Raw genomic sequence first — 23,209 nt, forward strand, 5'->3', positions numbered from 1 at the left:
GGAGCCTCTATACAAAATAGATGAAATACATACCAAAGACTTCGGAAGTCTTTGAGACTCCCGAAGTCTGAATTGCTTCTATCTCTGACCGCCATCCCATACAACGAACGGCATGTTGACTACAACACCAGGCTGGGCAATAGTTACTTCGCCTGCATCTTTCGCAGACATGATCTCAGCCACAGAGGTGAGCATGCGTGCCTTTGAAGGATCTGCCCATGTGACAACATTGATTCGGCGCAACGGTGAGTATCCTTCTACACCTGGAGGGTTATCGAACACATCCGCTTGAAAGCCGAAGGGGCCCATACCTTCAAGTCCGTTATCGAACACATAAACGTTCGCGAGCGCTTCATCGGGCACATTTGCCAGAGAGGGGACATGGATCACCGGCGACGACATCATAGTAGACAACAACTGCGCCACATCTGCATCAGATGCCTCGGTATGGACAAAGAAAATCTCTTTTCCTTCTGCAAAAGCCTTGCCAGCAGGTAAAGCCGCTGTGGGCATTTCCTCTTTTTTCGGGGCACAGGCCGCAAGCAATGAAATCAACAGCAGGACGATCAACATTTTAGTACGCATATTAAAGCTCCTTTTCTCTTCAATCTTTTATTATCAAACTGCGAGCTAACTAAATTTTCGCTTTTCGCAGTCTCAAACTATTTGTTACAACGAACACACTACTGAATGCCATTGCACCGGCGGCGAGCATCGGGTTCAAATATCCCAGCGCGGCGGCAGGAATAAGCACCACATTGTAGAAGAACGCCCAGAATAAATTCTGTTTGATTGTGCCAAGCGTTTTGCGCGATAGATTGATCGCACGAGCCACGCCACGCAAGTCACCACTCATCAATGTTACAGGAGCCGCAGCCATCGCCACATCGGTCCCCGTTCCAATCGCAATACCGACATCAGCTTGCGCAAGAGCGGGCGCATCGTTCACGCCGTCCCCCACCATCGCTACTACATTGACGCCTGACGATTGACGATTGACGATTGCTTGCTGGAGTTTCTTGACTTCGTTGGATTTTCCTTCTGGCAAGACCTCAGCGAGAACAACATCAATGCCAACCTGTCTCGCGATCGCTTCGGCGGTCTTTTGGTTATCGCCCGTGATCATCGCCACTTTCAAGCCCATCTTATGCAAATCTTCAATCGCATCCTTTGAGCTATCCTTGATCGTGTCAGCAACGGCGATCACGCCTTCCACTTTTCCATCCACGGCAACCAACATCGCTGTCTTCGCTTCAGATTGCAAACGGGCCACTTCGGATTGAAGTCCGTTGAGGGAGTAGTTGTGCGCTTCCATCATGCGGATATTGCCTACGGCAACGCTTCTTCCCTCGACTTCAGCCTGCACGCCATGCCCGGGCTCTGCTTTAAACCCAGCCGCTTCTCCCAAACTCAACCCTCGGGCAGTTGCGTCCGCCCAGATCGCTTCGCCGAGAGGATGCTCCGAGCCACGTTCGACACTTGCGGCAAGACGGAGTAACTCTTCGTTGGCAATCGGTGATTCGGGAATGGTAATTATGTCGGTTACGGCAGGTTGACCTTTCGTGATCGTTCCTGTTTTATCGAGAACGACAACCGAGACGTTTCCTGCACGTTCCAAGGCTTCACTGCTTTTGAACAGCACACCCAATTCCGCACCTTTACCAGAACCAACCATGACGGCCGTCGGCGTGGCGAGCCCCATCGCACACGGACAAGCGATGACCAACACCGCCACCATGTTGATGAGAGCACGGGTGAAATTGTCTACGTCTGCGTTGATAGGTAATGTTGGGCCAAAGAAATACCAGCCTGCAAAGGTTGTCAGTGCAATCGCAATTACGATAGGGACAAATACCGCTGAAACCTGATCTGCCATTTTTTGGATCGGCGCCTTGCTCCCCTGCGCATCTTCCACAAGCTTGATGATCTGTGCGAGAGCAGTCTCTTTACCAACCTTGGTCGCTTCGAATTTCAACATGCCCAACTTGTTGAGCGTTGCACCGATGACCGTGTCACCTTGTTTCTTTTCAACAGGCATCGACTCACCCGTCAGCATGGATTCGTCCACCGCACTGCGACCTTCAACGATCACGCCATCGACAGGAATGGTCTCGCCTGGTTTGACGAGGATCATGTCTCCGACGAGAACAGAGTCGATTGAGACCTCCGCCTCCACCCCGTCACGAATGACGCGAGCAGTCTTGGCGCGGAGTCCCATCAGCTTTTTGATCGCTTCGGAGGTGCGTCCCTTGGCTCGGGCTTCGAGGAATTTTCCAAGTTTAATGAGCGTGATAATGACGGCGGCAGTCTCGTAATAGACGTGCCCCATCAACAAACCAAATGTGATCGGGAGTGAATAGAAGAACGCGGCAGAGGAACCCATCACGATGAGTACGTCCATGTTGGCGGATTTATTGCGAAGGGCCTTGAAAGCGCCGACATAATATTGCCAACCCACATAGAATTGCACAGGGAGAGCAAGGGCGAGCATAAGCCAGCCAAACCAAGGCTGGGCGTCACGCATCCCGCCCATGGATGTTTTTGCGTAAACAAAATCGGGAAGGAGACTGAAGTCTTTTCCCATCGAAAGCAGGAAAAGTGGCACGGTGAAGATCAAGCCGATGATGAGTAAACGACGTTGCTCGTTGATCTCATGTTCACGTGCCATGGCTTCGGCATCTTCTGCTTCGCCACCCAGTTCCACGGCTTCGAAACCTGCAGAAGAAACCGCTCTGCGTAATTCGATCTGTGTGATAACGGTGGGAATGTATTTGACACGTGCTTTTTCGGTGGTGTACGTTACCTGTGCTTCAAGCACGCCTTCGAGATTGGACAAAGCTTTTTCAAGTCGGCGCGCATCGGTATCATCCGAGAGCCGTTTGATGACGAGGTCCGCTTCACCTGTAGCAACGCCATACCCCGCACGATTGACGCGTGCGATGACATCTGTCAACGCAAGTTTGGATGCATCAAAATCTACAGTGGCCCGCTCTGAGGAAAGATTAACCACTGCGGTTTGCACGCCGTCCAATTTCTTGAGATTGCGTTCGACGGTTGCAACACAGTTGGCACAGGTCATACCTGTGATGGGAAGTGTGAGTTGTTTTGTAGTCATGGCTTATACGGACTCCGTTACAGATTTGTGGATGAAAACAGACTTTCTTCTTCTATTCTGTTTTCATCCAATTTCAATAATGCACTTACTAATTTGGCTACGCGCTAAATCGTGATGAGACCTTCAGCAGGATAGTTGATCTCGGCCAACAAGGTTTTGATGCTTTCTTCACTGGCTGGCGCATCAAAAGAGATCACAACTTTCTTGGTGGTCTGGTCCGCTTTCACGGATTGGACTCCCTTCAACTCACCCACTTCGGTCTCGATCGTGTGGGTGCAATGTCCGCATGAGATGGCGGGGACGGTATAAGTAACTGTGGTCATGATATTTCTCCTTTTATTTGTTTATATTGATTTGATATTTATTCTTGTGCAACAACGATCAGTTCACCAGTCATACCTGCTTCAAGATGTCCTTCTACAGAGCAGAAGAATTTATAGGTTCCAGGTTCGTCAATGGTGATCTGGGCAACACTTGTATTCCCTGGCAAGGCAGAAAAGTGCAGATCGTATTTCTGGTCGCCATGCATGTGATGTTCGGTTGAGCCGCCATCCTGTTTGAGTTCGAACTTGGCATTGATCTTTTCGATGACGAAATCATGCTCCAATGCCCCTTTATTGACCAATGTCAGCGTGACGGGTTGGCCCGCAGGGATGGTGAAAGAGGGAGAGCTATAGGCAAAGTCTGTCAACTCCAGAGTAACTTCGGTCGCAGGTTTGGGCGAGCTCCCACAGGCAGAAAGTAAAAAGACGAGCAAGCTTATGGTAAGTAGTACTTTTTTCACGGTACAAGTTCCTTTGGTCATTTAAACTTTGGTTGACATTTCAAATACTTCGGTGATTTCCTTCAAGACACGTTCGCGTTCTGCCTTGTTGTTTCCTTGTATCGCAGTGGTCACACAAGAATTGAGGTGACTTTCCAATATCTGTGCGCTGACTTTGTTCAGAGCCGCCTCTACTGCCTGTATCTGACGGATGACATCGATGCAATAGGCATCTTCTTCCACCATGCGCGTGATGCCACGCAGGTGCCCCTCAATGGTCTTTAATCTTCGCAGAGTGTTGTCGTTTTCCATGTTTACCTCTACTTCTCTGATACAGGTCAAGTAACTTTTCTTACCCCCCCCAGGGGGGTAGGATTAACCCAAATATACCCAAATAGCCCGTCTCACGTCAACATGACAAACATCACTAAAATTGTGTGAATTCAACAAATAAAAAGAGCCTGTGGAACTTCCACAGGCTCACTCAATTATTCGTACAGCTTTTGGTATATGGTTTGTGCCCACAGCAAGATTGCGGCATTGTCGTCTTTAGATGGCCGCCCTGTACCATTTCCATACAGGGACAGTAACACTGTCATGCCGTCTGCTACGCCTTTAGGGTCGGATGCGTCTACATTAACCTGACCATATTTTGCGGTCCACGTGCTGAATTGTTTTCGCTCAGCAACAGAGAGCAGGTTGGCGAATGTGCCCATTCGCCCATCATTGGCTTTACACTGATTTCCATACACTTCACCAGAAAGGAAAACCACCAAGTTATCGCAAAAGCCTGCAATGCCACCTTCACGTTTCCAAGTCAATGCGAGGGTTGCAGGTTGGACGCGTGAACCATCAGCGCTGGTGTGATATTCATATTGAGCACCATTCGCTTCCAACACAATGATACGCCCCGGAGTAATGACCTGCGCACACATCAGGTCTAGCATGGGCACGCCCATGCAAGCATCATTAAATTCGGTGTCGACACTGCTGAGAACAGTAATATCCTCTTTATTCAAGCCGAGGTTGTTCGCAAGTTGTTCGATCACGATATCGTCAACTGAGTTTTGCCCAGACGTGTCATTTTTAGCAAGGACAGCGGCGCTTCCATTTTGGTTCGTGTGAAATTCATATTGTTTGCCATCCGCTTCGAGGATGATCTTGAAACCTTCCACAAGAGCTTGTGAACACATCATGCCCATGCGTTGCACACCGAGACAACCATCTGGCCAGGTAACGGCCTCAGTGGAGATCAAGGTAATTTGATCAGCGGGCAGGCTCAAAGTCTCAGAAAGAGCCGAGACCGCCGCTTGTTGGGCGGGAGTCAAATCCACAGGGATCGGTGTTGGCGTGGGTTTTGGCGCGCGGGCGGTCGGGTCCCTTACGATAAGAGATTGTGGCGGTTGTTCTGGCGTTGCGGGCGCACAGGCGGTCATCAAAAATAATAATGTGATCAAACCCATAAAAACTTTTTTCATTCATGCTCCTTTACAGGAAGGACGCCTGGCCGTTCAGGAATGTTCCGAGATAGCCAGGTCAGGGCGTTGTATAATCGACAGATGCGTTACAAACTTATCTTCCTGCTCGTCGTAATTCTATCAGCCTGCACCTTCCCTGCAAACTCAAATACGGATTTGCAAGTGCAACAAGCGGTGGCGGCAACTCTCGCAGCCATTCCGCAAAACACGGCACAACCCATCCCAACCCCTTACCCATCGCCTACGCCATTCGATCTCAAAGGATTGTTCTGCGAGTATCAATTTTGCGTGGGGCATCCCATAGATATGTCTTTCTTCGATGTCAGTGCGAAGAACAATGCCGCTTCGCCCAGCACCTATTCACAGGGACTGATCGCGGCGTTCAACACCAATCTTTTTATTCAGATGGTCTGGCAAACGTCACCCGGGAGTTCGGACCCGCAATTCATGCTAGACCTTATTTTGGATGACGTGGACACGCGCGTCGGCAACCTGGACGTGAAGCTGATCCGCGATATGAACGTGATCTACACCCCGATCACCACCACGGCAACACCCGTCCTGCCATTCGGCGCCGCCGGGGCATGGATCTGCGGCGACCGCGCCTTTGCATGGAAGGTGTACAGTCCACAAGCGGACAATACGCAGGCATTGTTCGAGCAAGCCATTGACCGTTTTCGATGTAACCGATGAGTAGATCGCTTGCAACCAAACAAGGGACTGTCTTCATTCGCGAAGCGAACCTTGGAGATGTAGTTCAATTCCGCGAGTTGCGGCTTTTTGCGTTGCAGGATAGCCCCACTGCATTTAGTGCAGATTACGAGGTCAACGCGAATCACCCCATGAGCTTTTGGGAAAGCAGATTGAAACCCGATGAGCATGGGACGATCTTCGTTGCAGAACACAATTCGCAACTGGTCGGCTTGACGGGAATCCGTAAAGGCGAATCGCCAAAGACAAAACACAACGCGCTCATTTGGGGAGTTTTCGTCCGCCCGCCGTGGAGAGGACTGCACCTCGCCGAAGAATTGATCACCACCTGCATCGAATGGGCAAAAGCGCGGGATGTTGAGATCGTCAAACTGGGCGTCATGACTGACAACACACCAGCCATTCGCTGTTACGAGCGTTGCGGATTCACAGTCTACGGCACAGAACCACGCGGCATTTTTTATGAGGGTAAGTATTACGACGAGTATTTGATGTACAAGATATTGGATGAATAGCAACCTAAGTTGTGAATACAGGCTGGATGTATAATCTGCATATAGGATGTTACACAAGTAATTTGCTGTACACATGTCCCCAGTGGGATAACCACCCTACGGTGGATTATCTGGTTAAGATGTAGTTGGGCGATTACAAAGATGACCTAAGCTTTTATAACATAAATATTCGATAAGCACTTGAAAAAAGTTATGAACTGTACATCTTATAAATGGTTTATTGGGCTTCGCTTCTATCTTATGGCTAAATCAAATCGAGTTTGTATAATCAAACTGTTCTCATAATGCAAATTTCGGATTTGATTGGATTTGATCTAATTGAATTGTCCATTAGTTTTTTCATAAAGCAAAGGATTTCTGTTTTAGAAGGAGATTGTTATGCCTAAATGGGAATATTGTGCAATTGGACCGATACAACAAGACGAAGCGGCTAAGTGGAAAGGATTCTATCCCCAATTGATTTACTTTTTAAAAGATGGATTAAAAGAACAGAGAATATCTAAAGAGGGCAATATCTCTGAGCGGGACATTCTCGCAAAAACTATAGCTGAACTCGGAGAAAACGGTTGGGAATTGATTAGCACTGGTGATTCTGTTATAACTTCATCAAAAGGTATGCATTACCTTTATTTCAAAAGAATTAAACAATCAACATAATTTATTGTTTCCAAATCAGCCACGCATGTCGCGGGGCGGAAATTTCGTGTACATTAAGGAAGTAGAAATCATGGCAACAGTATGGATTACCTACGCTTGGGATGACAATAAAGACTCTGACGTGGATTTCATTGCCCAAGAGCTTAAGCAAGCTGGCTTAGTAGTCAAATTAGATAGGTGGAATATTGCAGCAGGTAAACGTTTATGGCAACAAATCGAGGATTTTATTTGTAACCCTAACCAGTCAAATGCTTGGATTCTTTATGCGACCCAGAATAGTCTTGGAAGTGAAGCATGTAAAGAAGAATATTCTTATGCGCTTGATCGCGCCCTACGCCAACGTGGATCAACTTTTCCAATTATTGGTCTTTTCCCTTCAACAGTCGATAATACTCTTATACCAGCAGGTCTTCGGACAAGGCTGTATGTGAGTATTACAGACCCAGATTGGAAAGAACGAATTAAGTCTTCTGCTGAAGGTCGTACCCCAAGTTTCACTTCGCCTGTTATACAACCTTATACAATTGGTGTTCATAAGGTTGATTCACGTTTTGTTATAGAGGTCCGACCAAGAGCAGGTACTTGGTCACCCTTTATCGCTGCCATACCAAATACTGAAAAAGAGCGTGTAAATCCAAACATCCTTCATGGTCCCCGTGGACGGATTCCGCATGGAGGTATGCTATCCATGTCAGGATCAGGTGTAAGTAATGATGGTGCATGGTATTTTCACTTTGCACAAAACGAGGCGACGCCAACTCAGAGCTACTTCATTTTTTGCAATGAACTTCCGTCCAAGTTGGTTTTCGGTGTAATGGATGGTCAGCCACAATATATGATTGACGGTTTTGAAGTCAAATGAAAATATCAAGCTATAGCTGAGTCCATGGTCCACTACGCCACAAACAGATACCTATACAGGGACAGGCCAAGTAAATCATCACTCCCCTTTCTTCTTCGCCTCGTTCCAAAACACGTCCATCTCTTCCAGTGTCAAGTCTGATAAATTTCGTCCCTGTTTCTTTGCGCCCTGCTCTACATACCCAAAACGTTTCTTGAACTTCATATTCGTCCCCCGCAACGCGGACTCGGCGTCCACGTTCTTCCAGCGCGCCAGATTGACCAGCACGAAGAACAAGTCACCGATCTCGGATGCGAGTTCAAAATCTGACTCGGCTTTCTTGATCTCTTCGATCTCTTCCTTCACCTTGTCCAATACGCCGTCTATTTCAGGCCAGTCAAAGCCAACACGCGCGGCGCGGTCTTGATATTCCTGCGCCTGACTCAAGGCGGGCAAGGCAAGAGGCACACCGTCGAGCAGTCCCTTTTCCTTTTGGCCTTTGTCCTTGCGTTCAGTTTCCTTCAATTTTTCCCAATTCGCCAGCACACCGTCCACGCCATCCAATTTCAATTCGCCGAAAACATGCGGATGCCTCCGCACGATCTTCGAATGGATTCCATGCACCACCTGATTGACGTTGAACTGTCCCTCATCATTGGCGATCTGTGACTGTAACACGACCTGCAACAACATATCACCGAATTCCTCGCGCATATCGGCGAAGTCTCCCGAGTCAATGGCGGAGATGGCTTCATAGGATTCTTCAAGAAGATGCTTGCGCAACGATTCGTGGGTCTGCTCTTTATCCCACGGGCAACCATCCGGTGCGCGCAAATGGGCAACGATCTCCGCGAACGATTCGAAGGAGGTCCCTTCGCCGAGGGCGGGCACGTACAAACATGCTCTTGCAAAAATACCCGTTCCACTGATCTCGTCCACCCGTTCTTCTTTTATCTTCCCATCACTCACCCACTGCACCAAATGCTCTTTCGGGTAGGTTGTCAACAGAACGGTCTTCAATTGCAAAGCCAGTTCGCTGGAATCAATATCAGTAAACAACACCGGCATATCGGGCGGATAAGGCGGAACATGTGCAGAGGCAAGAGTCCGCGCTTCGAGCAGGGTCAACTTCGAGGGCGGAGTGATGCGAAGCGTCTCAAATGTAGAAGTGACGAGGGAAAAGTCCATGGGAACTCCTTGTTAAAACGAAAAACGTAATCCGTAGATTGTATCCCACGAATTACGCATTTCGTATTGGTTTGAAATTGAAAATTAACGCTTGGTGTAGGTCGGGGCCTTGCGGGCTTTCTTAAGGCCTGGCTTCTTGCGTTCCTTTTCGCGGGCATCGCGGGTGAGCAAGCCCTGCTTGCGGAGTGCAGAAGTCCATGTGTTGTTGACCAAAAGGAGCGCGCGGGAAAGTCCCAAACGCACGGCTTCGGTCTGCCCGGTAACACCACCACCCATTACTTTGACGGTGATATCGTATTTCCCGGCGTCTTCGCCAACAGCGGTGAATGCACGCAGAATGTCGTTCAGGTCGCCGAGACGGGTGAAGTAGGCGGCGCCGTCCTTCTCGTTAACAGTAACCTTGCCCGAACCGGTCATCACACGCACACGCGCGGTGCTTTCCTTGCGACGGCCTACAGCTTCATAATATTGTGCCATATTTCTTCTTCCTGTTTTCCCTACGCCATTGGCTCGGGATTATTTGTGGTATGCGGATGGACGGGGCCTGCATAGACCTTCAAGCGCTTGAGCACGGAGCGTCCCATGCGGTTGTGCGGCAACATGCCCCACACAGCTTCGCGCAAAACACGATCGGGGTGCTGTTGCAACTGGTCACGCAATGAAATGGATTTCAAGCCACCCGGGTAGTTCGAGTGCTTGTAATACATCTTGGTTTCCATCTTGGTGCTGGTCTTCGTGCCGGTCACCGTTACGCGCTCGCAGTTGATCACAACCACGTTATCGCCCATCTCCACGCCGGGCGTGAAGGTTGGTTTGTGTTTGCCGAGCAAAACATGCGCAATGCGTGCCGCAAGGCGTCCGAGGTTCTGGCCATTGGCATCCACCAAAACCCATTTACGTTCGATCTCACTAGCTTTCGGATAGTACGACTTGTACACTTTCCAAATCTCCGTTTCTTTATCTTTTTGACAATTAACTCTTAATCTTTATATTCAACATTGACCAGCGTCAGCCCGGCCGCAGGAGCCAGACCAGACGGAAGTACGCTTCGCTTGCCAGCCGCGGCCTGCTTCGCTAAAGAGCGGGCAATGGCCTCCGCTGGGAGCTTTCCCTGCGCAACCACAGCCTGGATAAACACCATTCTGCGAACCATGCGGTAAAGGAAGGCATCTCCCTGTACTTCAAAATGCCATTCGTCGGCGGTGGCTTGTATCCACTTGGCTGTCATGATGGTCCGCACGGTCGTGCCTTTGGGAGTGGTCGGGGAACCGAAGGCATGAAAATCGTGCGTCCCAATGAACTGCTTCGCGGCAACCGCCAGAGCTTCACCGCTGATCGAGGGCCAAACCCGCCAGGCAAATCGCTCGCGGATCGGGTCTCTTAGCGGTTGGCAGAACAGTCTGTATCGGTAAGTTCGTGATATTGCATCGAACCGCGGGTGAAATGTTTCATCCACTACAGATGCAGACCACACAGATACATCGGCAGGCAACAGAGAGTTCAACGCACGAACGAGAGCATCATCCGTGCCAGACCAGTTCAGGTCAACCGAAGCAACCTGCCCTGTAGCATGAACGCCTGTGTCCGTCCGTCCCGAGATGAGTATCGAGCGTCCAGTCCACCCAAGGTTTTGCAAGGCTGTTTCAAGCTCGCCTTGCACCGTTCTGCTTTTTGCCTGCCGCTGGCTTCCGGAGAAGCTGGCGCCGTCGTAGGCAAGAGTCAATTTGTAACGTGCCATTTTAGCTTCCAGCTTCACCTGCACTTGCGTGCGGCGCAAGTGTTAGCAATGAGCCATCAGCCGAATGCTCAAATCACTATTCTTCAACCAATTCCAGGATGACCATTTCGGCCGAGTCACCCATGCGGGGACCAAGCTTCAACATGCGGGTGTAACCGCCGGGACGATTGGCATAACGAGGCGCAATTTCGTCAAAGAGGCGCTTGATCACCTGATTGTCTCCAAGTTTGGAAACAGCCTGACGGCGGGCATGCACCTTTTCAGCGTCACTGGCTTGCGCACTGTTGCGTGCCAATGTGATCAAACGCTCGGCATCACCGCGAATTGCATCGGCTTTGGCGCGCGTGGTTGTAATACGCTCGTGGGTAAAAAATTGTTTTATCAGATTGCGACGCAGTGCAACTCTTGCACCTGTACTGCGCCCAAGTCTATAACCAGAAATTTGATGTCGCATCTCTCAATTACTCCGCAGAATTCGAATCGCTCTTCATGTAGCCCTTTTCCTGCATCTTCTGACGGAGCTCATCGAGGCTCTTTTCGCCAAAGTTGCGGATGGACATTACCGCTGTCTCGCCCTTCTCAAGAAGTTCGAGCACATCACCAACTGTTGTAATTCCCGTTCGTTTGAGGGAATTGAACACACGCACCGAAAGGTCAAGCGCTTCGACGGGTGTATCAGCCAGTTCGCTGGTGATGCGGCTGGCGCCAACTTCTTTTTCGACCGCAATGGTCAGGGTCTCTTCACTGACACCGGCAATGTAGCGCAAGTGGTCAATGACGATCTTGGCCGCCGTGCTCAAGGAGCGTTCCGGCGAAACTGTACCATCGGTCCAGATCTCAAGAATGAGTTTGTCGTAGTTCGTGCTCTGTCCTACGCGGGCGGATGTTACTTCCCAATTCACGCGTTTGACCGGGCTATAAATGGCATCGATCGGCAATTCACCGATGGGCATATGGCCACTTCGCTCGTTTGCAGGCGAATATCCACGGCCACGTTCCACTGTGAACTCAAGATCAAGTTTTGTTTTGGGGTTGTCCACTGTAAAGAGGTACAACTCCGGGTTGACGATCTCCACCTCGGCAGATGTGATGATATCCGCCGCAGTGACCGTCCCTTCACCGCGCACTTCCAGATGCATGCGTGTGCTATCCACACCATCCAACTTGAGGCGCAATTGTTTAACCTGCAATGTCACCTGGATGACATCTTCGCGTACACCAGGAATTTCGCTGAACTCGTGCAACACATCCGCAATACGGATGGATGTCACGGCCGCGCCTTCCAACGAAGAGAGCAGAACGCGGCGCAACGCATTGCCAAGAGTTACGCCATACCCGCGTTCGAGCGGGCTGATAATGAATTTGCCGTAGTTTCGAGCTTCTGCTTCACGCTCGATCTTCGGCATAACCATGTTCGAGATACCCGTCACGGTTCACCTCTCCCTGTCATTACAATAGAACCTCCGGCGGGCAAATACCCGCCAGAGGAGAAAATCCAATCACTACTAACGAGAGTAATATTCAACGATCAACTGCTCGTTCAGGCTGCCGTCAATTTCAGTGCGTTCAGGAAGACGTTGAATGTTTCCTGACAACTGCGCTGTATCGCGGCTCAACCAACCAGGAGATGTGCGGGCATTCGCCAGATCACCAAGGCCCTTGAAATATTCAAGTGCGCGGGAACCTTCACGAACAGCCACAACATCACCTTCATGCAACAGCATGGAGGGCACATCCGTGCGGCGATCATTGACGGTAAAGTGACCGTGAGTGACCATCAAACGGGCCTGTGCGCGGCTGGATGCATATCCGAGGCGGTAGACCACATTATCCAGACGGGATTCGAGGATCTGTAACAGGTTCAAACCTGTCAGACCACGGCGCTGAAGCGCAACTTCATAATAACGGCGGAACTGGCGCTCTAAAACTCCATATACACGGCGAGCACGCTGTTTGGCGCGCAACTGGCGCAGATAATCGGACTCGCGTCCAGTGCGGCTTCCGCCGCCACGATTGCCTGTGCGTCCGTGCTGACCCGGAGCATAACTTCTCCGTTCAAATGAGCACTTGGGTGTGTAGCATCGTTCACCCTTGAGATAGAGTTTTTCGCCTTCGCGCCGGCAGAGTTTACAAACCGGACTAATATTCTTCGACATAAATCACTTTCCTCTATATCAATATCAAATTACACGCGTCGCTTTTTGGGCGGGCGGCAACCGTTGTGTGGAACCGGCGTAATATCAGCAATGGAGCGAACTTTCAAACCCATTGCCTGTACGGCACGGATGGCATTTTCACGGCCAGGGCCGGGACCTTTGACAAACAAGTCCACTTCCTGGATGCCCAATTGCTGGGCAGCCTTGATGGCCTGTTCGGCGGCAAGACGTGCCGCAAAAGGAGTGCTCTTGCGTGAACCTTTAAAACCGGCTGAACCAGCGCTACCCCAGGCAACAGTGTTGCCTTCGGTATCGGTCACCGTAACGATCGTATTGTTGAAAGATGCAAAAATATGTACTTGTCCGGAGGACAATACACGTTTGCTCTTCTTTGCGCCTGTAGCGCGGCGCGTGGAACGTACACTTTGAGCCATGTTCTCTCCAACCTTTATTTCTTGGCACCACGACGGCGTCCGCGACCGGCAACGGTCTTCTTGACACCTTTTCGTGTGCGTGAATTCGTCTTGGTGCGCTGGCCACGGGCCGGTAAATTGCGGCGGTGGCGCAAACCACGGTAAGAACCGATTTCAATGAGACGTTTAATGCTCATCTGGACTTCGCGTCGCAGATCGCCTTCCACTGCGTAATGCTTGCTGATATATTCGCGGATCGCAGATACTTCGGCCTCAGAAAGATCCTTCACCCGTGTATCCGGGCTAACCTTCGTATTGGACAGAATTTCGCGCGCACGCGTAGGGCCTATACCATAAAGGTAGGTCAGACCAACTTCCACCCGTTTATTACGGGGCAGATCAACACCTTCAATTCTCGCCATAGTTCACACTATCCCTGTCGCTGTTTATGTTTTGGATTTTCGCAGATGATAAAAACTCTGCCTTTGCGCCTTACAATTCTGCATTTGGCGCAGCGTTTCCGTATTGACGGTGAAACTTTCATATCAAAAATTCTCCTTGCACACCGGCTGTTTTAGTATAAACAGCCAAGAGTATAATTATATACTTTCATTCTTCTTTCGTCCAGATTACGCGCAACATCGCGATGGATTTATGGGACAGTCAGGAGAAGAGGTTCTCCTTCGGTGACAGCAACAGAATGCTCAAAATGTGCCGTCAATGATCCATCAGCCGATACTACAGTCCACTGGTCAGATAAGACGCGGGTCTCTGCAGTCCCAACAAGCACCATGGGCTCTATGGCAATCGTCATGCCAGGCTTGAGAGGCATGCCCGTCCCTGCCCTGCCATAGTTGGGTACTTGTGGGCCTTCGTGCATTTGACGCCCAACACCATGACCGGTGTACTCGCGTGTCACATAATAATTTCGACTCTCCACATATTTTTGTACCGCCGCAGATACGTCACCAGTGCGATTTCCAACCCGCATTTTTTCAATAGCGGCGTGGAGCGCACCTTCCGTAATATCGAGCAGGGCTTGTGCTTCGGGAGAAATCTCCCCTACTCCGGCTGTAAAAGCCGAATCTCCGACAAAACCATCGAACACAGTGCCGCAATCAACCGAAACAATGTCACCGTCTTTCAGTTTACGGCTCTTGGAAGGTATGCCGTGGACAAGTTCCTGATTGATACTCACCGTAATGGACGCCGGAAAAGGCGGGTGCCCATACCCTTTAAAGGGCGATATACATCCGTGTTTCTTTAGCACTTCCTCAGCAGCCGCGTTGAGGTCGGCAGTGGAAACACCCGGTTTTAAAAGTGCTTTGACTGTTGCCAGTACAGTTGCGTTGATGCGCCCTGCTTCGCGCATTACCTGCAATTCCGCAGGGCTTTTTAAATGGATCTGGCGTGACCAACTCATAATTATTACATCTTCAATGCAGATACAAGTGAGCGTGCCACTTGATCGATGGTTTGCATACCATCTATTTCAACTAATTTGCCACGTTCACGATAATAAGCGATCAAAGGAGAAGTCTGTTCCAAGTAAACTTGAATTCGGTGCTTCACCGTATCCGCTTTATCATCATCGCGTTGATAAAGTTCCGAGCCGTCAAAATCGCATACACCAGCTTTTTTAGGCGGATTGAACTTCTGATTGAAGGTATGTCCATTTGAACGGCAAGTCCATCGTTCACTCAAACGTTCTACAAGTACATCTTCTGCACTGTTAATGAACGGGACTGCGTCAACCTGCCCCTTGAATTCCTCAAGCATGACTTCAAGAGCATCGGCCTGAGTCGGAGTGCGAGGAAAACCGTCGAGGATTGCACCAATTTCAACGTCCGGACGACTGAGGCGATCACGTATCATAGCAATCGTGACGTCATCAGGTACCAACTCGCCTTTACTAATAAATGTCTGGGCAAGTTTTCCCAACTCTGTTTGGTTTTTAATGTTCTCTCGAAACAACTCGCCCGATGAAATATGCACCAGACCAGTCCGTTCTGAAAGGATTTCTGCCTGGGTCCCCTTACCGACACCCGGAGGTCCAAGAAGGACAAGAATTTTTGCCATGAATAGCCCTTAGCTAACAAGCAGCTTTTCTTGATACCCGTGTAGCTTAAGTTCTGCTTCGATGTTCATGAAAGTATCACGAACGACGCCAACCACAATGAGCAAGCCCGAGGACGACACAAGGAATAAACCAGCGCTTGAAGCCGCAGCAGGCAAGACCAGCTGAAGAAGGAACGGCATGATCGCCACCACTCCAAGTAACAAGGCACCTGGCAATGTAATACGCGCTTGAATGCGACTTAGATACTTCTGTGTGGCGACACCGGTATGAACACCTGGGATCTGGGCACCAGAGCGCTTCAAGTTATCACCATAGTTTTGTTGTTCAAACAAGACTGTCGTATAGAAGTAGGTAAATGCTACAACCATGAAAAAGTAGAGTGTCCAATAGCCCCAGGAGCTTGCACCGCTTCTATTGAAAAACGACTGAACACTGGCGGCAAAAGTCTGTACCCATACTGTTTCGGAGCGGACAAAAAAGCCAGCTACGATCGCAGGGAACTGCAAAAGAGCACTGGCAAAAATCAGAGGGATCATCCCTGCCAAGTTAACCATAAGAGGCAGTGTAGGTTGTGGCATGCGGACGCTTTTACCGCGTTGCATGGCATAGAACACAGCACTTTTTTGCGGATATATAATCGGGACATTTCTGCGTCCCTGCTGAACATATACGACTGCTAAGATCGTCAACAACATGACAACGATCATGGCGATCATCAAAGGCCAACGATTAATTTCGTCGCTCCACAAAGAGATGATGTTTCGAGGAATTTGTGAAACGATGCCAGCAAAGATCACAAGGGAAAGGCCTTGACCACGAATACCATATTCAGAGATCAATTCACCCAACCAGATTGCAAACATGGTACCGGCAGTCATAACGACCAAAGTTGTGGTGGAAGTTAACCACAAGTCTGATGTAAAACCGAACGGAAGAACAACTCGTCCGATCTGCTGACTGGCAAGGGCATTAAAAGTATTAATTTGACCGATGGCAGAAAGTGCAGCCATGGGGACAGCCAAATAATATGTCCATTTTTCCATCCAACGGCGCCCCTCGCGTTGATCTTCTTCCATCCTCTTTTGGAGAGCTGGGATGATTGGGATCAATAACTGAAGGATGATCTGGGCAGTGATATAGGGATACACACCCATGGACAAGACGGAGAAATTCGAGATAGTGCCACCGGAAAGAAGGTTCAAAAAGCCTAACAAACCTCCTGAGCCAGAGCCACTTAAAAAGATTTGCAGAGCTTCACGATCAACACCAGGCGCAGGCACATTTGCAGCCAGACGGAAAAGTATCAAAATGCCCAATGTAATGAGCAATTTTGAACGAATGTCCTGCGAGTACCAAAGATAGCGCCAGGCAGATTGTTTCTTTTCAGGCATGATTGTTTCCTTAGTCCGAATTAGCCGATCAACTCAATACTGCCGCCAGCCTTCTCGATCTTGGTCTTGGCACCGGCAGTAACGCGATGGGCACGCACTTTGAGAGCGACTTTCACTTCACCACGACCAAGGATAACCACAGGGTTTCTCAAGTCGCGAAGCAAGTGAGCATCGGCAAGTGTCTCAGGTGAGACTTCAGCATTAGCCTTAAAGGCCTCGGTCAACTGATCCAGGTTAACTTCATTGTATTCAACCCGGTTCAGAGGGGTAAAACCCTGACCACGCATGAACGGAAGGCGACGATAAAAAGGAAGGTTACCGCCCTGACGATAAAGGCTTCCGCCTTGACCGGAGCGCGCTCCCTCACCTTTTGTACCACGGCCTGCGGTCTTACCTTGACCAGCAGAGATACCACGTCCTACGCGTTTTCGATTCTTTTTGGAGCCCGGATTGGGCACGAGATCATGTAATTTCATTGTTCGTTCCTGCTACTCTTCGATCTGAAGCAAATGAACAATCTTGCGGATCATCCCGCGCAAAGCCGGGGTATCCTTATGTTCGACTGTCTGATTTAAACGACGTAACCCAAGCGCCTTTGCTGTAGCCCTTTGGTCTTTTGTATAACCGATCGGACTACGGACAAGCGTCACACGCAAGGTCTTATTGCTATCTTGATTCTTAGGCATGTTGCTTCCTCCGTTCCCAGAACGGCACCAATTCGCTGACATTCTTTCCACGGCGAGCAGCCTCTTCTTGGGGGGACTTCAACTGGGAAAGTGCGTCAAAGGTTGCCTGCACGACATTGAGGACATTCGCGCTTCCCTGAGACTTGGTGAGAATGTCACGAATACCGGCAACTTCAAGCACGGCACGCACACCACCACCAGCAATAACGCCAGTACCAGGTGAGGCGGGCTTCAACATAACACGAGCACCAGCGACCTTGCCAAGTACTTCATGAGGAATGGTCGTGCCGGAGAGATTGACAACCTGCATGTTCTTGCGAGCACGTTCAGATGCCTTTCGCATGGCGTCGGGTACTGCATTGGCCTTACCCACACCCATGGAAATGGTACCTTTTTTATCACCGAGTACAACGGTCACGCGGAATTGGAATCTGCGTCCACCCTTGACCACCTTGGCAACGCGCGCAATCTCAATAACACGTTCCTCGAATTGGTCTTGACCTTCGTAATCCTGTTGTTGTTCGTTTCTTCTATTGTCTGCCATGTGTTTCTCCACTAAAACTGCAAGCCATTTTCACGGGCGCCATCGGCAAGAGCCTTGACACGGCCGACATAGCGATAACCACCGCGATCAAAGACAACTGCTGTGATGCCCTGACCCTTTGCACGATCTGCAACGGTCTGGCCCACTAGTTTAGCCTGTTCGGATTTCTTCAAGCCCTTTATCTTTTCACGCAGGTCACGGTCCACTGTGGATGCGGAAGCCAGTGTTCGTCCCGCTTGGTCATCGATCACCTGGGCATAAATGCCGGTGAGACTGCGGAAAACGTTCAAACGTGGACGTTGGGCTGTTCCAGCCAAATTTTGGCGTACGCGCGCGTGACGACGTGCGCGTGCAATTGCACGAGATTTATTAGCCATGTTTTACTTGGCTCCTTTCCCGGCCTTACCGGCCTTGCGGCGGATCTTCTCGCCTGCATATCGGATGCCCTTACCATGATAAGGTTCCGGAGGACGAACGCCACGAATTTCCGCAGCAGTTTGTCCGACCACATCCCGATCAAAACCCAATACCTTGATTTGGCGGGACTTTTGATCAGATTCAAATGAAATACCGGCAGGCGGTTCAACTTTAACCGGGTGAGAATACCCGACATGCAAAACGAGGGTTTTGCCTTCCATTTCAGAGCGGTAACCAACACCTTCGATCTCAAGTGCTACTTGAAAACCAGTGCTAACACCATGCACCATATTGGCGATCACGGCGCGGGTTGTACCATGCAAAGCGCGTTCTTCAGGGCTGTCAGAATTGCGGGTCACAACCACCTGGTTGTTTTCCAAAGCAATACCAATTGCCGATGAAAAGGTTCGTTGCAGTTCGCCCTTGGGTCCTTTTACGCGGACATTCGCGCCCTGTACATTAACCTGTACACCGGCCGGAACATCCACGGGTAAACGTCCTATGCGAGACACTTTGTACCTCCTGCCTTTCCTACCAAACCTTGCAAAGAATCTCGCCACCCACACCCAACTGGCGGGCACGGGCACCGGTCATTACACCCTTGGGAGTGGAAAGAATTGCAACACCAATTCCTGAAAGCACCCACGGGATATTCTGTTTCTTCGCGTAAATACGGCGGCCTGGTTTGCTTATACGTTCCAAACCAGAGATCACCGGGCGGCGCATTCGGCGCTCACCTACATATTTGATCTTGATCCGCAAAACTTTTTGGATCTGATTTTCACCTTCGACCAATTCAAAGCCTTCAAGATAACCTTCATCCTTCAAGATCTTTGCGATCTCAAGTTTAATCTTTGAGCTGGGCATTGCGACCAGGGTCTGGCCTGCCAACACGGCATTGCGGATGCGAGTCAGCATATCAGCGATTGGATCATTTATAGCCATGCTTTTTCCTCCATCCTACCAAGATGATTTCACAACGCCGGGGATTTGACCCTGCAGTGATAATTCACGGAAGCAGATGCGGCACAAGCCAAAGCGGCGGATGTATCCGCGTGGGCGTCCGCAACGACTGCAACGGTTCCGAACACGGCTCGGAAAACGACGTCGGGCTTCACGATATTGCATGCATTTCTTTGCCATAATTACGCTTCCTTCTTATAGAACGGCATGCCAAGCAGTTGCAATAAAACACGTGCCTGGTCGTCATTTTGAGCGGTTGTCACAATTGTGACTTCCATGCCGCGCAGTTTGTCGATTTTGTCGTATTCGATCTCCGGGAAGATCAATTGATCACGCAACCCAAGAGTGTAATTGCCGCGACCATCGAAGGCATTGGCCGAAACACCGCGGAAATCGCGTACACGTGGTAACGCAGCATTCACCAAACGGTCAAGGAATGACCACATGCGTTCACCACGCAGGGTCACCTTGGTACCAATCAAACGGCCTTCACGCAATTTGAAATTAGCAATGCTCTTTCGGGCCTTGTTGGTAATCGGTTTCTGTCCGGTGATAATCGTCAGATCAGATACAGCGGCCTCGAGGGCTTTGGGGTTATCCATCGCCTCGCCCATTCCGATATTAATCACGATCTTCTCAATGCGCGGCACCTGCATTACATTCTTAAGTTCAAAAGCCTTGATCAGCGCCGGGACAATTTCATTTTTATAGCGTTCTTGCATTATATTCATCACACATCACTCCAAGGCTAATCAACCAATGCCTGGCACTGCTTGCAAACACGATGTACACCATCTTCAACCCGTTGCACAGAAATACGGGTAGGCTGTTTGCATTTTGGGCAGACCAACATTACGTTTGAAATATCGATTGAGCCTTCGAATTGGATACGGCCGGGATTCATATTGCGCCCATTGGCAGTCTGCACCTGTTTCTGATGCTTGGTGCGAACATTCACACCCTGCACCACCACACGGCGCTCATCCAAAAGGACATTGATCACCTGACCACGTTTGCCCTTATCTTCGAGGCGTCCACTGACCACTTCCACTGTATCGCCTTTGCGAATCTTTACCTTCATAACCTATACACTCCTAAACCTTAGAGCACTTCCGGCGCCAGCGAAACGATCTTCATGAAACCTTTTTCACGAAGCTCTCTCGCCACAGGGCCGAAAATACGGGTACCCTTTGGGTTTACGCCGTCAGCGTCAAGGATAACCGCGGCATTATCATCAAAGCGAATATAGGAACCATCCTCGCGACGATACTCTTTCGAACAACGGACGATGACAGCGCGTACTTTCTCGCTCTTCTTTACGCCGCCTTGCGGAGACGCAGATTTTACGCTGGCAACGACTACATCGCCGATACCGCCATATTTGCGGGTGGAACCACCCAATACATGGATAACCAGCAGTTCACGTGCGCCGGAATTATCCGCAACTTTCAAACGAGACTCGTGCTGGATCATGGCTTACCCCTCCACTTTCAAGCTATCAACACCGGTGTCTTCGGTGCGGGTCTCGTGCTTCACAACTTTTTCAACGACCCAGCGTTTATCACGGGAAATAGGCTGTGATTCTACGATCTGAACCTGGTCACCAATCTGGCAACCAACCTCATCATGAGCCTTTACGCGCTTGCTGGAATACACCACCTTGCGATACAGGGGATGGCGAAATTTGCGTGTGATCTCAACCACAACTGTTTTGGTCATTTTGTTGCTGGTGACCACACCAATGATTCGACGACGATTGTTCATGCTTCACCTTCCACAGCTTCGACCTGTCCCTGTTGTTGCAGGATGGTCATCATGCGGGCAATATCACGCTTCAATATTCTTATGTGAGTGGTATCAGTCAACTGACCAGTCACTTGCTGAAAGCGTAACTTCATCAATTCTTCACGGGCATCAGAAAGCTTGGTTTCGATCTCGCCTGTGCTCATATTTCGCAACGCACTTGGTTTCATCGGCTTCATGATTGATCTCCTGCATCAGTTCTCGACACGATCTTTGTTTTGATCGAGAACTTATACTGGGCATTCTTGAGCGCCTGAAGAGCAGTCGCGGAATCTAAGCCACCTACTTCGAACATGATACGGCCCGGCTTGACTACAGCCACATAATATTCAACATTACCTTTACCGGAACCCATACGAGTTTCGGGTGGTTTGTGAGTGAACGGCTTGGATGGGAAGATACGGATCCAAACCTTACCACGGCGCTTCATTTCTCGGACGATGGTCCTGCGTGCCGCTTCGATTTGACGGGCAGTCACCCATCCTGGCTCCAAAGCTTGCAAGCCAAACTCACCAAAACTTACTTCTGCACCGCGAAGGGCTTTTCCCTTCATACGGCCGCGCATTTGCTTGCGCCACTTTACACGTTTAGGCATCAACATAATTTCATACCTTTCAGAATACAACCTAGGCCGTGGCTATTCGCTCACGTAGACGCCTTCGGTCGCCTCCGCTTTTTCTTCAACTTCAGGAACAGCTTCACCTTTATAGACCCAGACTTTTACACCGATCTGTCCATAGGTTGTGCTGGCTTCTGTTATGGCAAAATCCACATTGGCACGCAGAGTCTGCAAAGGCACACGGCCTTCACGCAACCAAACATCGCGAGACATTTCCGCTCCACCCAAGCGACCGCCCACCATGATCTTGATGCCTTGGGCGCCCTGCTTGATAGCCTGCTGAATGGCACGCTTCATGGCACGGCGGTACGCAATACGACGCTCAAGCTGATCGGCCACGTTCTTTGCCACCAGCATCGCATCAGTATCGGGAGAGGCAACTTCCTTAATATCGAGATCAACTTTCTTGCCGACAAGCGTCTCAAGGCTGGAACGAACCTTCTTGACACCCTCACCTTTACGACCGATCAAAATACCGGGCTTGGCAGTGTAGATCGCCACGCGGATCTTTCCGGGAAAGCGCTCAACTTCAACGCGGGATATACCAGCTTTACCGTTTCGTACGGTATCGGGTAATTCCTTGCGGAGTTCGCGGACATCAGCGCTCTTTGCCGCACCACCCTTGGATACAATTCCCAGCAACAAACTGCGAATTGCAAAATCCTGGTGTAATTGATTGCGGTACTGGGAGCCTTCTGCAAACCAGCGTCCCTGCCAACCCTGGTTAATTCCAAGGCGCATACCAATAGGATGAACTTTACGACCCATAATATCTCCTTCTCTCCCGGTTATGACCCACGCTCACGCAGTACAACTGTGACGTGTGAACTGCGGCGCAATATCGGCTTGAAACGTCCGCGGGCACCAAAGCGGCGCCACTTGCGCGTGGTAGCTTCATTCGCAAAGATCTGTGCAACGTACAGATCATCACGACTGACGCCAAAGTTTTCCTCGGCATTCGCTACGGCAGATGCGAGTAGTTTTCGGACCGGCAATGCCGCGGCTTTGTTTACAAAGCGGAGCATTTCCAATGCGTCATTGGCATTCCTGCCGCGGACCAGGTCCACAACAAGACGTACCTTCTGCGCAGACATTGGGAGAGAACGCAAATGTGCTTGAATATCATGCATG

General features: G+C 50.0%; 38 protein-coding genes. 4 read left to right on the top strand and 34 right to left on the bottom strand.

Going from position 1 to position 23,209, the window contains the following annotated elements:
• Window positions 1–78 precede the first annotated feature (78 nt).
• From IPP66_21005 to IPP66_21030, 6 genes are all read right to left on the bottom strand, one after another.
• Window positions 79–585 (bottom strand): hypothetical protein, encoded by a 507-nt coding sequence (locus IPP66_21005; GenBank protein MBK9927759.1) that lies wholly within the window; start codon window positions 583–585, stop codon window positions 79–81.
• A 49-nt stretch (window positions 586–634) separates the two neighbouring features.
• A complete protein-coding gene (locus tag IPP66_21010) occupies window positions 635–3,115 on the bottom strand; it encodes a copper-translocating P-type ATPase (protein MBK9927760.1) in 2,481 nt (826 codons plus the stop codon).
• Between the two features lie 104 nt (window positions 3,116–3,219).
• Window positions 3,220–3,438 carry a copper ion binding protein gene (locus tag IPP66_21015; protein MBK9927761.1) on the bottom strand — a complete coding sequence of 73 codons (219 nt, stop codon included), beginning with the start codon at window positions 3,436–3,438 and terminating at the stop codon, window positions 3,220–3,222.
• A gap of 38 nt (window positions 3,439–3,476) precedes the next feature.
• Window positions 3,477–3,899: a cupredoxin domain-containing protein gene (locus IPP66_21020; protein MBK9927762.1), complete on the bottom strand. Its 423-nt coding sequence runs from the start codon at window positions 3,897–3,899 to the stop codon at window positions 3,477–3,479.
• Between the two features lie 21 nt (window positions 3,900–3,920).
• On the bottom strand, window positions 3,921–4,190 hold the full coding sequence (locus IPP66_21025) for a metal-sensitive transcriptional regulator (protein ID MBK9927763.1): 270 nt from the start codon (window positions 4,188–4,190) through the stop codon (window positions 3,921–3,923).
• 176 nt (window positions 4,191–4,366) lie between these two features.
• On the bottom strand, window positions 4,367–5,356 hold the full coding sequence (locus IPP66_21030) for a hypothetical protein (GenBank protein ID MBK9927764.1): 990 nt from the start codon (window positions 5,354–5,356) through the stop codon (window positions 4,367–4,369).
• 81 nt (window positions 5,357–5,437) lie between these two features.
• Between IPP66_21030 and IPP66_21035 the strand changes: the two genes are divergently transcribed.
• The 4 genes from IPP66_21035 to IPP66_21050 all read left to right on the top strand — a co-directional run bounded on the left by IPP66_21035 (window position 5,438) and on the right by IPP66_21050 (window position 8,101).
• On the top strand, window positions 5,438–6,049 hold the full coding sequence (locus tag IPP66_21035; GenBank protein ID MBK9927765.1) for a hypothetical protein: 612 nt from the start codon (window positions 5,438–5,440) through the stop codon (window positions 6,047–6,049).
• The gene (locus IPP66_21040) at window positions 6,046–6,582 is read left to right on the top strand and encodes a GNAT family N-acetyltransferase (protein MBK9927766.1); all 537 of its coding nucleotides are present in this window, start codon (window positions 6,046–6,048) and stop codon (window positions 6,580–6,582) included. The genes IPP66_21035 and IPP66_21040 overlap by 4 nt, the downstream gene beginning before the upstream one ends.
• A gap of 378 nt (window positions 6,583–6,960) precedes the next feature.
• Window positions 6,961–7,239 carry a hypothetical protein gene (locus IPP66_21045; GenBank protein MBK9927767.1) on the top strand — a complete coding sequence of 93 codons (279 nt, stop codon included), beginning with the start codon at window positions 6,961–6,963 and terminating at the stop codon, window positions 7,237–7,239.
• Window positions 7,240–7,309: 70 nt separating this feature from the next.
• Window positions 7,310–8,101, top strand: coding sequence for a toll/interleukin-1 receptor domain-containing protein (locus IPP66_21050; GenBank protein ID MBK9927768.1), 792 nt, complete (start codon window positions 7,310–7,312; stop codon window positions 8,099–8,101).
• A gap of 78 nt (window positions 8,102–8,179) precedes the next feature.
• On the opposite strand, the gene mazG is transcribed toward IPP66_21050, so the two are convergent.
• The 28 genes from mazG to rplV form a co-directional block, all read right to left on the bottom strand.
• Window positions 8,180–9,268 (bottom strand): nucleoside triphosphate pyrophosphohydrolase, encoded by a 1,089-nt coding sequence (gene mazG / locus IPP66_21055; protein MBK9927769.1) that lies wholly within the window; start codon window positions 9,266–9,268, stop codon window positions 8,180–8,182.
• Window positions 9,269–9,352: 84 nt separating this feature from the next.
• Window positions 9,353–9,745, bottom strand: coding sequence for a 30S ribosomal protein S9 (gene rpsI, locus IPP66_21060; GenBank protein ID MBK9927770.1), 393 nt, complete (start codon window positions 9,743–9,745; stop codon window positions 9,353–9,355).
• Window positions 9,746–9,765: 20 nt separating this feature from the next.
• Window positions 9,766–10,206 carry a 50S ribosomal protein L13 gene (gene rplM / locus IPP66_21065; GenBank protein ID MBK9927771.1) on the bottom strand — a complete coding sequence of 147 codons (441 nt, stop codon included), beginning with the start codon at window positions 10,204–10,206 and terminating at the stop codon, window positions 9,766–9,768.
• A 41-nt stretch (window positions 10,207–10,247) separates the two neighbouring features.
• Window positions 10,248–11,006, bottom strand: coding sequence for a tRNA pseudouridine(38-40) synthase TruA (gene truA / locus IPP66_21070; protein ID MBK9927772.1), 759 nt, complete (start codon window positions 11,004–11,006; stop codon window positions 10,248–10,250).
• Window positions 11,007–11,082: 76 nt separating this feature from the next.
• Window positions 11,083–11,460: a 50S ribosomal protein L17 gene (rplQ, locus tag IPP66_21075; GenBank protein MBK9927773.1), complete on the bottom strand. Its 378-nt coding sequence runs from the start codon at window positions 11,458–11,460 to the stop codon at window positions 11,083–11,085.
• Between the two features lie 7 nt (window positions 11,461–11,467).
• Window positions 11,468–12,418, bottom strand: coding sequence for a DNA-directed RNA polymerase subunit alpha (locus IPP66_21080; GenBank protein ID MBK9927774.1), 951 nt, complete (start codon window positions 12,416–12,418; stop codon window positions 11,468–11,470).
• Window positions 12,419–12,511: 93 nt separating this feature from the next.
• Window positions 12,512–13,162 carry a 30S ribosomal protein S4 gene (gene rpsD / locus IPP66_21085; protein ID MBK9927775.1) on the bottom strand — a complete coding sequence of 217 codons (651 nt, stop codon included), beginning with the start codon at window positions 13,160–13,162 and terminating at the stop codon, window positions 12,512–12,514.
• Between the two features lie 29 nt (window positions 13,163–13,191).
• Window positions 13,192–13,596 carry a 30S ribosomal protein S11 gene (gene rpsK, locus IPP66_21090; GenBank protein MBK9927776.1) on the bottom strand — a complete coding sequence of 135 codons (405 nt, stop codon included), beginning with the start codon at window positions 13,594–13,596 and terminating at the stop codon, window positions 13,192–13,194.
• Between the two features lie 14 nt (window positions 13,597–13,610).
• Window positions 13,611–13,997 carry a 30S ribosomal protein S13 gene (gene rpsM, locus IPP66_21095; protein ID MBK9927777.1) on the bottom strand — a complete coding sequence of 129 codons (387 nt, stop codon included), beginning with the start codon at window positions 13,995–13,997 and terminating at the stop codon, window positions 13,611–13,613.
• Window positions 13,998–14,005: 8 nt separating this feature from the next.
• A complete protein-coding gene (gene rpmJ / locus IPP66_21100; protein ID MBK9927778.1) occupies window positions 14,006–14,119 on the bottom strand; it encodes a 50S ribosomal protein L36 in 114 nt (37 codons plus the stop codon).
• Between the two features lie 108 nt (window positions 14,120–14,227).
• Window positions 14,228–14,998: a type I methionyl aminopeptidase gene (gene map / locus IPP66_21105; protein MBK9927779.1), complete on the bottom strand. Its 771-nt coding sequence runs from the start codon at window positions 14,996–14,998 to the stop codon at window positions 14,228–14,230.
• Between the two features lie 5 nt (window positions 14,999–15,003).
• Complete coding sequence (locus IPP66_21110; protein ID MBK9927780.1) at window positions 15,004–15,654, bottom strand: adenylate kinase; 651 nt, start codon at window positions 15,652–15,654, stop codon at window positions 15,004–15,006.
• A 9-nt stretch (window positions 15,655–15,663) separates the two neighbouring features.
• Window positions 15,664–17,046: a preprotein translocase subunit SecY gene (secY, locus tag IPP66_21115; GenBank protein MBK9927781.1), complete on the bottom strand. Its 1,383-nt coding sequence runs from the start codon at window positions 17,044–17,046 to the stop codon at window positions 15,664–15,666.
• Between the two features lie 20 nt (window positions 17,047–17,066).
• Window positions 17,067–17,522 (bottom strand): 50S ribosomal protein L15, encoded by a 456-nt coding sequence (gene rplO, locus IPP66_21120; GenBank protein ID MBK9927782.1) that lies wholly within the window; start codon window positions 17,520–17,522, stop codon window positions 17,067–17,069.
• Between the two features lie 12 nt (window positions 17,523–17,534).
• Entirely contained in the window at window positions 17,535–17,732 is a 198-nt protein-coding gene (gene rpmD, locus IPP66_21125) for a 50S ribosomal protein L30 (GenBank protein MBK9927783.1), read from the bottom strand.
• Window positions 17,725–18,276: a 30S ribosomal protein S5 gene (gene rpsE / locus IPP66_21130; protein ID MBK9927784.1), complete on the bottom strand. Its 552-nt coding sequence runs from the start codon at window positions 18,274–18,276 to the stop codon at window positions 17,725–17,727. Before rpsE ends, rpmD begins: the two co-directional genes overlap by 8 nt.
• An 11-nt stretch (window positions 18,277–18,287) precedes the next feature.
• Window positions 18,288–18,653, bottom strand: a complete 366-nt coding sequence (gene rplR, locus IPP66_21135; GenBank protein ID MBK9927785.1) for a 50S ribosomal protein L18 — start codon at window positions 18,651–18,653, stop codon at window positions 18,288–18,290.
• 3 nt (window positions 18,654–18,656) lie between these two features.
• On the bottom strand, window positions 18,657–19,205 hold the full coding sequence (rplF, locus tag IPP66_21140) for a 50S ribosomal protein L6 (protein MBK9927786.1): 549 nt from the start codon (window positions 19,203–19,205) through the stop codon (window positions 18,657–18,659).
• 19 nt (window positions 19,206–19,224) lie between these two features.
• Window positions 19,225–19,638: a 30S ribosomal protein S8 gene (gene rpsH, locus IPP66_21145; GenBank protein MBK9927787.1), complete on the bottom strand. Its 414-nt coding sequence runs from the start codon at window positions 19,636–19,638 to the stop codon at window positions 19,225–19,227.
• Window positions 19,639–19,653: 15 nt separating this feature from the next.
• Window positions 19,654–19,836, bottom strand: a complete 183-nt coding sequence (locus tag IPP66_21150) for a type Z 30S ribosomal protein S14 (GenBank protein ID MBK9927788.1) — start codon at window positions 19,834–19,836, stop codon at window positions 19,654–19,656.
• A 2-nt stretch (window positions 19,837–19,838) separates the two neighbouring features.
• Window positions 19,839–20,387: a 50S ribosomal protein L5 gene (gene rplE / locus IPP66_21155; GenBank protein ID MBK9927789.1), complete on the bottom strand. Its 549-nt coding sequence runs from the start codon at window positions 20,385–20,387 to the stop codon at window positions 19,839–19,841.
• 17 nt (window positions 20,388–20,404) lie between these two features.
• A complete protein-coding gene (gene rplX / locus IPP66_21160) occupies window positions 20,405–20,737 on the bottom strand; it encodes a 50S ribosomal protein L24 (protein MBK9927790.1) in 333 nt (110 codons plus the stop codon).
• 20 nt (window positions 20,738–20,757) lie between these two features.
• Window positions 20,758–21,129 carry a 50S ribosomal protein L14 gene (rplN, locus tag IPP66_21165; GenBank protein MBK9927791.1) on the bottom strand — a complete coding sequence of 124 codons (372 nt, stop codon included), beginning with the start codon at window positions 21,127–21,129 and terminating at the stop codon, window positions 20,758–20,760.
• 3 nt (window positions 21,130–21,132) lie between these two features.
• Entirely contained in the window at window positions 21,133–21,420 is a 288-nt protein-coding gene (gene rpsQ / locus IPP66_21170; protein MBK9927792.1) for a 30S ribosomal protein S17, read from the bottom strand.
• Entirely contained in the window at window positions 21,417–21,629 is a 213-nt protein-coding gene (rpmC, locus tag IPP66_21175; protein ID MBK9927793.1) for a 50S ribosomal protein L29, read from the bottom strand. The genes rpsQ and rpmC overlap by 4 nt, the downstream gene beginning before the upstream one ends.
• A gap of 5 nt (window positions 21,630–21,634) precedes the next feature.
• On the bottom strand, window positions 21,635–22,060 hold the full coding sequence (gene rplP, locus IPP66_21180) for a 50S ribosomal protein L16 (protein ID MBK9927794.1): 426 nt from the start codon (window positions 22,058–22,060) through the stop codon (window positions 21,635–21,637).
• A gap of 36 nt (window positions 22,061–22,096) precedes the next feature.
• On the bottom strand, window positions 22,097–22,846 hold the full coding sequence (rpsC, locus tag IPP66_21185) for a 30S ribosomal protein S3 (protein MBK9927795.1): 750 nt from the start codon (window positions 22,844–22,846) through the stop codon (window positions 22,097–22,099).
• 20 nt (window positions 22,847–22,866) lie between these two features.
• Window positions 22,867–23,208 carry a 50S ribosomal protein L22 gene (rplV, locus tag IPP66_21190; GenBank protein MBK9927796.1) on the bottom strand — a complete coding sequence of 114 codons (342 nt, stop codon included), beginning with the start codon at window positions 23,206–23,208 and terminating at the stop codon, window positions 22,867–22,869.
• Between the last annotated feature and the right edge of the window lies 1 nt (window position 23,209).

This window comes from Candidatus Defluviilinea proxima, assembly GCA_016721115.1.
GTDB classification, from domain to species: domain Bacteria; phylum Chloroflexota; class Anaerolineae; order Anaerolineales; family Villigracilaceae; genus Defluviilinea; species Defluviilinea proxima.

Excerpts from the sequence above, each read along its gene's own strand:
- IPP66_21005 (MBK9927759.1), bottom strand. The coding sequence starts at position 585 with ATGCGTACTAAAATGTTGATCGTCCTGCTGTTGATTTCATTGCTTGCG.
- IPP66_21010 (MBK9927760.1), bottom strand. The coding sequence starts at position 3,115 with ATGACTACAAAACAACTCACACTTCCCATCACAGGTATGACCTGTGCC.
- IPP66_21015 (MBK9927761.1), bottom strand. The coding sequence starts at position 3,438 with ATGACCACAGTTACTTATACCGTCCCCGCCATCTCATGCGGACATTGC.
- IPP66_21025 (MBK9927763.1), bottom strand. The coding sequence starts at position 4,190 with ATGGAAAACGACAACACTCTGCGAAGATTAAAGACCATTGAGGGGCAC.
- IPP66_21030 (MBK9927764.1), bottom strand. The coding sequence starts at position 5,356 with ATGAAAAAAGTTTTTATGGGTTTGATCACATTATTATTTTTGATGACC.
- IPP66_21035 (MBK9927765.1), top strand. The coding sequence starts at position 5,438 with ATGCGTTACAAACTTATCTTCCTGCTCGTCGTAATTCTATCAGCCTGC.
- IPP66_21040 (MBK9927766.1), top strand. The coding sequence starts at position 6,046 with ATGAGTAGATCGCTTGCAACCAAACAAGGGACTGTCTTCATTCGCGAA.
- IPP66_21045 (MBK9927767.1), top strand. The coding sequence starts at position 6,961 with ATGCCTAAATGGGAATATTGTGCAATTGGACCGATACAACAAGACGAA.
- IPP66_21050 (MBK9927768.1), top strand. The coding sequence starts at position 7,310 with ATGGCAACAGTATGGATTACCTACGCTTGGGATGACAATAAAGACTCT.
- mazG (MBK9927769.1), bottom strand. The coding sequence starts at position 9,268 with ATGGACTTTTCCCTCGTCACTTCTACATTTGAGACGCTTCGCATCACT.
- rpsI (MBK9927770.1), bottom strand. The coding sequence starts at position 9,745 with ATGGCACAATATTATGAAGCTGTAGGCCGTCGCAAGGAAAGCACCGCG.
- truA (MBK9927772.1), bottom strand. The coding sequence starts at position 11,006 with ATGGCACGTTACAAATTGACTCTTGCCTACGACGGCGCCAGCTTCTCC.
- rplQ (MBK9927773.1), bottom strand. The coding sequence starts at position 11,460 with ATGCGACATCAAATTTCTGGTTATAGACTTGGGCGCAGTACAGGTGCA.
- IPP66_21080 (MBK9927774.1), bottom strand. The coding sequence starts at position 12,418 with ATGGTTATGCCGAAGATCGAGCGTGAAGCAGAAGCTCGAAACTACGGC.
- rpsD (MBK9927775.1), bottom strand. The coding sequence starts at position 13,162 with ATGTCGAAGAATATTAGTCCGGTTTGTAAACTCTGCCGGCGCGAAGGC.
- rpsK (MBK9927776.1), bottom strand. The coding sequence starts at position 13,596 with ATGGCTCAAAGTGTACGTTCCACGCGCCGCGCTACAGGCGCAAAGAAG.
- rpsM (MBK9927777.1), bottom strand. The coding sequence starts at position 13,997 with ATGGCGAGAATTGAAGGTGTTGATCTGCCCCGTAATAAACGGGTGGAA.
- rpmJ (MBK9927778.1), bottom strand. The coding sequence starts at position 14,119 with ATGAAAGTTTCACCGTCAATACGGAAACGCTGCGCCAAATGCAGAATT.
- map (MBK9927779.1), bottom strand. The coding sequence starts at position 14,998 with ATGAGTTGGTCACGCCAGATCCATTTAAAAAGCCCTGCGGAATTGCAG.
- IPP66_21110 (MBK9927780.1), bottom strand. The coding sequence starts at position 15,654 with ATGGCAAAAATTCTTGTCCTTCTTGGACCTCCGGGTGTCGGTAAGGGG.
- secY (MBK9927781.1), bottom strand. The coding sequence starts at position 17,046 with ATGCCTGAAAAGAAACAATCTGCCTGGCGCTATCTTTGGTACTCGCAG.
- rplO (MBK9927782.1), bottom strand. The coding sequence starts at position 17,522 with ATGAAATTACATGATCTCGTGCCCAATCCGGGCTCCAAAAAGAATCGA.
- rpmD (MBK9927783.1), bottom strand. The coding sequence starts at position 17,732 with ATGCCTAAGAATCAAGATAGCAATAAGACCTTGCGTGTGACGCTTGTC.
- rpsE (MBK9927784.1), bottom strand. The coding sequence starts at position 18,276 with ATGGCAGACAATAGAAGAAACGAACAACAACAGGATTACGAAGGTCAA.
- rplR (MBK9927785.1), bottom strand. The coding sequence starts at position 18,653 with ATGGCTAATAAATCTCGTGCAATTGCACGCGCACGTCGTCACGCGCGC.
- rpsH (MBK9927787.1), bottom strand. The coding sequence starts at position 19,638 with ATGGCTATAAATGATCCAATCGCTGATATGCTGACTCGCATCCGCAAT.
- IPP66_21150 (MBK9927788.1), bottom strand. The coding sequence starts at position 19,836 with ATGGCAAAGAAATGCATGCAATATCGTGAAGCCCGACGTCGTTTTCCG.
- rplE (MBK9927789.1), bottom strand. The coding sequence starts at position 20,387 with ATGAATATAATGCAAGAACGCTATAAAAATGAAATTGTCCCGGCGCTG.
- rplX (MBK9927790.1), bottom strand. The coding sequence starts at position 20,737 with ATGAAGGTAAAGATTCGCAAAGGCGATACAGTGGAAGTGGTCAGTGGA.
- rplN (MBK9927791.1), bottom strand. The coding sequence starts at position 21,129 with ATGATCCAGCACGAGTCTCGTTTGAAAGTTGCGGATAATTCCGGCGCA.
- rpsQ (MBK9927792.1), bottom strand. The coding sequence starts at position 21,420 with ATGAACAATCGTCGTCGAATCATTGGTGTGGTCACCAGCAACAAAATG.
- rpmC (MBK9927793.1), bottom strand. The coding sequence starts at position 21,629 with ATGAAACCAAGTGCGTTGCGAAATATGAGCACAGGCGAGATCGAAACC.
- rplP (MBK9927794.1), bottom strand. The coding sequence starts at position 22,060 with ATGTTGATGCCTAAACGTGTAAAGTGGCGCAAGCAAATGCGCGGCCGT.
- rpsC (MBK9927795.1), bottom strand. The coding sequence starts at position 22,846 with ATGGGTCGTAAAGTTCATCCTATTGGTATGCGCCTTGGAATTAACCAG.
- rplV (MBK9927796.1), bottom strand. The coding sequence starts at position 23,208 with ATGCATGATATTCAAGCACATTTGCGTTCTCTCCCAATGTCTGCGCAG.